At 41.1% G+C, this 5,772-nt stretch carries 10 protein-coding genes; 4 read left to right on the top strand and 6 right to left on the bottom strand.

Annotated elements, in window-relative coordinates:
* The 6 genes from MHN01_RS14370 to MHN01_RS14345 form a co-directional block, all read right to left on the bottom strand.
* Positions 1 to 283 (bottom strand): DUF5992 family protein (locus MHN01_RS14370; RefSeq protein ID WP_239411968.1); only part of this gene is annotated, 283 nt, incomplete at its 3' end.
* Positions 284 to 352: 69 nt separating this feature from the next.
* A complete protein-coding gene (locus tag MHN01_RS14365) occupies positions 353 to 1,471 on the bottom strand; it encodes a hypothetical protein (RefSeq protein WP_239411967.1) in 1,119 nt (372 codons plus the stop codon).
* 9 nt (positions 1,472 to 1,480) lie between these two features.
* On the bottom strand, positions 1,481 to 1,945 hold the full coding sequence (locus tag MHN01_RS14360; RefSeq protein WP_239411966.1) for a hypothetical protein: 465 nt from the start codon (positions 1,943 to 1,945) through the stop codon (positions 1,481 to 1,483).
* Positions 1,946 to 2,073: 128 nt separating this feature from the next.
* The gene (locus MHN01_RS14355) at positions 2,074 to 2,397 is read right to left on the bottom strand and encodes a hypothetical protein (RefSeq protein WP_239411965.1); all 324 of its coding nucleotides are present in this window, start codon (positions 2,395 to 2,397) and stop codon (positions 2,074 to 2,076) included.
* A gap of 30 nt (positions 2,398 to 2,427) precedes the next feature.
* Positions 2,428 to 2,769: a hypothetical protein gene (locus tag MHN01_RS14350; protein ID WP_239411964.1), complete on the bottom strand. Its 342-nt coding sequence runs from the start codon at positions 2,767 to 2,769 to the stop codon at positions 2,428 to 2,430.
* A gap of 27 nt (positions 2,770 to 2,796) precedes the next feature.
* Complete coding sequence (locus tag MHN01_RS14345; protein WP_239411963.1) at positions 2,797 to 3,144, bottom strand: hypothetical protein; 348 nt, start codon at positions 3,142 to 3,144, stop codon at positions 2,797 to 2,799.
* Positions 3,145 to 3,601: 457 nt separating this feature from the next.
* On the opposite strand from MHN01_RS14345, the gene MHN01_RS14340 reads away from it, so the two are divergent.
* The 4 genes from MHN01_RS14340 to MHN01_RS14325 form a co-directional block, all read left to right on the top strand.
* A complete protein-coding gene (locus tag MHN01_RS14340; RefSeq protein WP_239411962.1) occupies positions 3,602 to 3,814 on the top strand; it encodes an HP1 family phage holin in 213 nt (70 codons plus the stop codon).
* Positions 3,795 to 4,307: a lysozyme gene (locus MHN01_RS14335; RefSeq protein ID WP_304622855.1), complete on the top strand. Its 513-nt coding sequence runs from the start codon at positions 3,795 to 3,797 to the stop codon at positions 4,305 to 4,307. Before MHN01_RS14340 ends, MHN01_RS14335 begins: the two co-directional genes overlap by 20 nt.
* On the top strand, positions 4,291 to 4,662 hold the full coding sequence (locus MHN01_RS14330; protein WP_239411961.1) for a DUF2570 family protein: 372 nt from the start codon (positions 4,291 to 4,293) through the stop codon (positions 4,660 to 4,662). The genes MHN01_RS14335 and MHN01_RS14330 overlap by 17 nt, the downstream gene beginning before the upstream one ends.
* 498 nt (positions 4,663 to 5,160) lie before the next feature.
* Positions 5,161 to 5,772: phage integrase SAM-like domain-containing protein (locus MHN01_RS14325; protein WP_370646506.1), on the top strand; the 612-nt coding region annotated here is incomplete at its 3' end.

The following is a 5,772-nucleotide window of genomic DNA, read 5'->3' as shown; positions in this document are numbered from 1 at the left end:
CATCTTCGAAGTTATGAATTCTAACTTTATTTCCTGAAGCTAACGCTGTTAAAGCAATGGAGAATGCTTGCTTATAAGATTCTTCTGATTGTTTTTTACGTTCAGGGAATACAATTCGTGATTGACATATACCAGCTCCACCCTGAATGAAAATTGCAAAATCAGCACCATTGTTGTTTGTGTTTGCTACCTCAAGAATGGTAGCACCATGTACAAGTTCACCTGCATTTACTGGCAAGCTAAGACCGATTAGTAGAGAAAATGATAGTAGTTTTTTAAGCATAGTAATTACCTTAAAAAATTAAGTTTGCGATGTTTTGTTGACGTTTAATAGCTATTTAGTAGGCTGATACTAAAAGTAACCTGAGTTATCATCATCGTCATGAGACCAGTCTTTACTATCATCACTGCCATAACTCGGACCATGATCATCATCATGCCCCCAACTATCATTATTTGGGTCCCAATCGTTATCGTTGTTGTCGTTACTAGTACTATCAGATCCAGTGAAATAACCAATAGCATCAAGAATGTCATCATCAGTTACGAAGTAGCCAGCAGTACCATATGTAAGTTGCATATCTGGTATCTTAGAATATCCACCTTTAATACCAACTGATACTGTAAGACCTTGCCCATATGGAGAGCCTGATGTAGGAGACTCATACTTTATACCTACTCCTCTTGCTGGCACAGAGGCTCCAGCAGTTGTACCTTCTAAGTCAGTAACATTGCCTTGGAATACTCCCATATCTAAAGATATTCCAAAATCAGCGTCACCTCCAGTAACATCAAAATATCCACCTAACCCATAGTCGTCACCAGCAAGGCCTGCGGCAACATTTGTTCCTGCCACTGAAACAGATATGCCCACGGTAATAGTTACATCAGTAAAATCAGAGATTCCCTCTATTAATGAGCTCTTAGCAACAGACTGACCAGATCCAGAAGGTAACTTCATTCCTGAATAAACATTTACAATACTAGCCGTTTCGGATAAAACGCTTTTCCCGAAAAGCCTTTTTGGTATTGCTATTTCAGTGAACGTTTTTCCGTTTACTTTGCTTGTTTTATATTTAATATCAGAAAGATATCCTGAATTTATCGGTTTTAAATATTTGAATGATGGAACTCCATTGTCAAGGGTTATTTTTAAGTGAGATGTGGACTCATGGTTATTATCGCTGTTCTTAACAATGGAACGGCCAAATGAAATGTAACTAGTAAAGTTGGTATTTTTAATAAAGAAAGTAATATCATTACTAACTATAGGTATGAGACTTGTGTCATTTTCATTTAAATAGCTGACGTATAAATACTCTTGAGTATTATAAACTTGAGAGAACTGTTTATTATTTGGGTTGTGGAGACTTGTCCACTCTTTATAATCACCATCGATACTTACAGATAATGCATGTGTATATGGGGATAAAAAGATGAGAAAGCATAGGATTATATTTCTAAGTGTCATAATTATTCCTTATTTTAATTTTAGGTATCCAATGTTGTTAGTTCTACTGTATGAGTATTTTGAATCATACAACCAATAAACAGACTCATTGTTGACATCAGCACGAATAAATAAGTCTCGCCTAGACTTATCAGTTACAATTGTAATTTTTATTTTTGGTCCAACTGGATGTGAGTTCTTGCTTGGGACATATTTCAAGTTTTTAAGAGATTTGAAAACCGCTGCTTTATCAAGAGGCTCTCCAACTTCAAAATATATTACTTCCTCATCCATAACGTTGTTTAATTTAACTCTTGCAAGGTATGGAAATGATTGCATTATTAAAATCAATGAAACGAATGGTAATAGAAGAGCAACAGTATAAAATTTTAACCCTTTCTTAATGAGAATAAATACTAAAATAAAGATGCTAGGTATTACTAATAGTCTACATATGTTGAACGTTACATCTAAAACGTATAATACATTTTCCATATTTCCCTTATTTATATAACTTGATTGTAATGTATGGTTGTTTTCTTGTTTAGTTACTATACTGTGTTAGTCATGTTTCTTATTTTTCTTAGCTAGGAACACCAGTATTGAACGTATATGTTAAGCTTTTATTTTCGAATTCTAACAGAGATGATTTTTGGACGCCCATGAATAGTACATCCTTCAATGGCAAGGCTAACTTCATCACCAGCAGAATATGCCGCTAATAGCATAGAGTGTTGCATTTTTCGAGCTTCATTATTTGAGTCAGTATGATAGCCATCCGTATGTGAGCATATATTTATATATGGAGCATCCTTTAAGACAACTTGCATATGATCTTCATTCCATCCTGTTTCTAAATGCACAACTTTTCCCCATTCTGTTAGTTGTGGGGCTGAAAAAGCAGTAGAACTTATTGTTAGTAGAGATGCTAAAAGTAATTTTTTCATATTTATACCTATATAGCTTTTATTGCTTTCTTATGGTTTTACAATAATTGCGAGTGCTTTGGGCGCATAACCCAAGCAACCTTCATAGCGAACAGTTACTTGCTTATTAGCCATCAAAGCTGATAATGCCGCACTTAGCATTGCTTTTCCACCTGGTTTTGATACATCGATTAGCACTCTATCATTAACTTGGCATCCCTGAGAATGTATAGTTCCACTTACATAAATATCGTTAACGTCGATATCTCTGGTTTCAATCATTGCGATCTTTGAGTGTGTTTCATTGAATGCAAAAGCATTAAATGAAAAAGTTATTAATAATGAGACGATAATTTTCTTTAGCATAGTGTTCTTTACTTTAGGTTTGTTCATATTTTATCCTGTGGTCACGTTCATTCATCATTCCCTTATAACTGCCACACTTCTTATTTTTTCATAACCAGCGACACAGTTTTGAACGTATATGTTAACCTTCTTGTTTGCCATCAATGCCGAAAGTAGTAAGCTATATTTTTCTTTTGCTCCTGGGTCAGAAAAGAATATTGCTCTCCATTCACCAGTTCCGCATGTATGGTTAGGCCAACCATCAAACTTGACAGCATATAAACCATCTTCTACGACAATTTGAGATACAGTTGCTGTTGGATATAGTCCCCAACCCTCAACTGCAAATGATGAGTTTGTGAATAATATCATCGTAAATACGATAATGAATTTTTGCATGTTTTTTTGCCATTTTATGTACATCGAATTAATGTCCTATTTTGATGATGACTTGAATGTTTATGTTGAGATTAGGACTCTTGTTCATCTTGAACTGGGGCATATACGTGTTGTTCACAAAATTATTAAGCACGCTACCGCCCTTGAGTAACAGCCTCAAAACCACAATGACAACAGTTGCATAACTATGCCTAACAATCCGGCAGCAATTGTATGTCACATATCAATATTTGTAACGGTTGTGGTTAAAAAAGTGTGATATCTTAATGGCTTGGTTTGATGCTTGATAAGTTAGAAGAGTTCAGCGTCTTGAGTTCTGTACAAATTCCAACCTGACCGTTGACACTCACCCTGAAACGATGCATGATTATCACGTTGGAAAACCTCGCCTGATGGCGGGGTTTTTTCGTTTTAGCACTATCAACATGAATTGGCGCTTCTGGCTTTTTGTCAGTGGCGCTTTTTTGTATGGGTGGAAAGCATGCAGGAAAAGCTATCTTCGGCGTTGTCTTACCTTTGCGCCTGGCTGTTGGCTTTCTTCGGTGCGCTGTCGTTGCAAGACTGGGCGACAGTGATTGGTATCTTGTTTGCGGCAGGTACATTTGCCAATAACTGGTATTACCGAAAGAAGAGCTACAAATTGCTGCGGCAGCACCCTCAGTTGAGGGAGCTGTATGAAGATATCAATAGTTAAACGTTGTGCGGCTGTTGTTATCGTCGGTCTGTTATCGGTTCTGCCTTCCGGCACACTGAAAACCAGTGATGCCGGGCTGAAGCTGATCATGGACTATGAAGGGTGCAAGTTAAACGCCTATCAATGCTCTGCCAATGTCTGGACTAACGGTTATGGCCACACGGTTGGTGTTACGCCGAATTCGGAAGTAACTCATGAAGAGGTGGTCGGGAACCTGGTTAGCGATGTGCAGTCGGCAGAGGCTGTGGTAGATAGGTGGGTAACTGTTCCTCTTGAACAGCATCAGTTCGATGCGTTCGTCAGTTTTGTTTTTAATGTCGGGGCAGGGAATTTTCAGCGGTCTACGTTGCTGAAGAAGCTCAATGCCGAAAACTATACCGGCGCCTGTAACGAGCTAACCCGCTGGGTGTATGCCGATGGCAAACGTCTGCAAGGGTTGGTTAGGCGCAGGAACGCGGAAAGGGAGGTGTGTTTGAATGCTCACTCGCTTTAGTCCGCTTTCCGGTAACAGGTTCGGTATCGGGCTTGGCATTTCCCTTGTTGTCAGCCTCTTGTTCAATTATTCCCAATCTCATATCAATCAGAACCTGAGCACACAGTTCAAGGCTTCACAACTCACTGTTGATTCTCTCACTGCCAAGAACCATGCACTGGATAACCAGCTGCAGGGACTGGTGCAGGCGAGGGATGCGGCACAGCTGGCCGCGGATAACACTCAGCAGGAAAATGAGAAGCTAAGGCGCGATGCCCGGGTGCGTGTTGATGAGGTTCGGACGGTGATACAACATGAAGATTGCTATTCCCAGCCTTTGCCTGGCGCTGTTACTGAACGGATGCACTACTACTGAAATTGTTACTGAATACCGGGAGGTGGTGGTTAAGCCTCCCGCTTCAGACCTTACCTTATGTTTACAGCCGTTTGATTCGCCTCCCGCTACCTATGGCGAGGCAGTCGAACGTGATCCTTTATGGTTTGCCTCCTGGAAGGAGTGCGCCAACAAGATTCAGCGTTTGAGAACTTACTACGGTTTCCCGAACGCTTTACCGAATACGGGCGAATAAGTCATATCAAACTGGGTGGTCGTCCACCGTAATCTTAAGTCGCCCGTTCTTTTTCTATATCGATTTATCTAATTACCACGAGCGTGGAAGCGTTGGTGCCTCGCTGTGTTCATTGTTAGCTAAGACCGTGATCAGCCTGCAAGCTGTATCTCCTTGAACGCGAGCGCAATGAGTCATTCAAAAAGGCACAAGCAGGGCTGAAAGAGCCTCATTGATGGAAACGTCAGCCAGATGCGAAATGGGCGTGACACCCGGAGAGACGGGACTAATCCAGAGAAGTAAGCATGACGGCTAAGTATATAACTAAGCGATTACGTATTTCAGACCGTTCGATAGAGCGCCATCTGTCGAATATGGAGATCACCCGGTTGCGGGATGAACGTTATGCCCTTGAGTTGAGGTTTCATAAAAGCCGGAAAAGTGGTTCATGGTATCTGGTTGATAAGCGCAGTAACAATGGCCGCAATGGTCGGGCAAAGTGGGAGCGATTAGGCTGTTGGCCGCAGCTGAAAGCAAGCGCGTTGTTCGAGTTGTTGCCGTTGAAACTGGCGCAGATGGCCACTCAATCAGAGACGACGATAAGCGATTGGCTAACGTTCGGTGATTGCCTGCGTTGGTATGTGGAGCATGTGAGTTCTTCAAAGCAAATCAGTACCAGTCGGCGCAGTGCGGTGAAATCGGTCATCACCAAGCATCTGCTTCCCGCCTTGGATGACCTGCCTTTGGATGGTGTTAAGAAGCATCATATCAAGCAGTTGGTGATCTGGCCGTTGCAGGAACAATATGAGTTGCGAACGGTGAAAGGGTATTTCGCTATCTTGAAAGCGGCATTTATGCAGGCTTCCCGTGAAGAGCTGCTGACTCATAACCCGATGTCGGCCATGCAGTTTGCAGAT

Source organism: Photobacterium sp. OFAV2-7 (assembly GCF_022347985.1).
Taxonomy (GTDB): Bacteria; Pseudomonadota; Gammaproteobacteria; order Enterobacterales; family Vibrionaceae; genus Photobacterium.
This window is presented reverse-complemented; position numbering and strand designations above follow the sequence as displayed.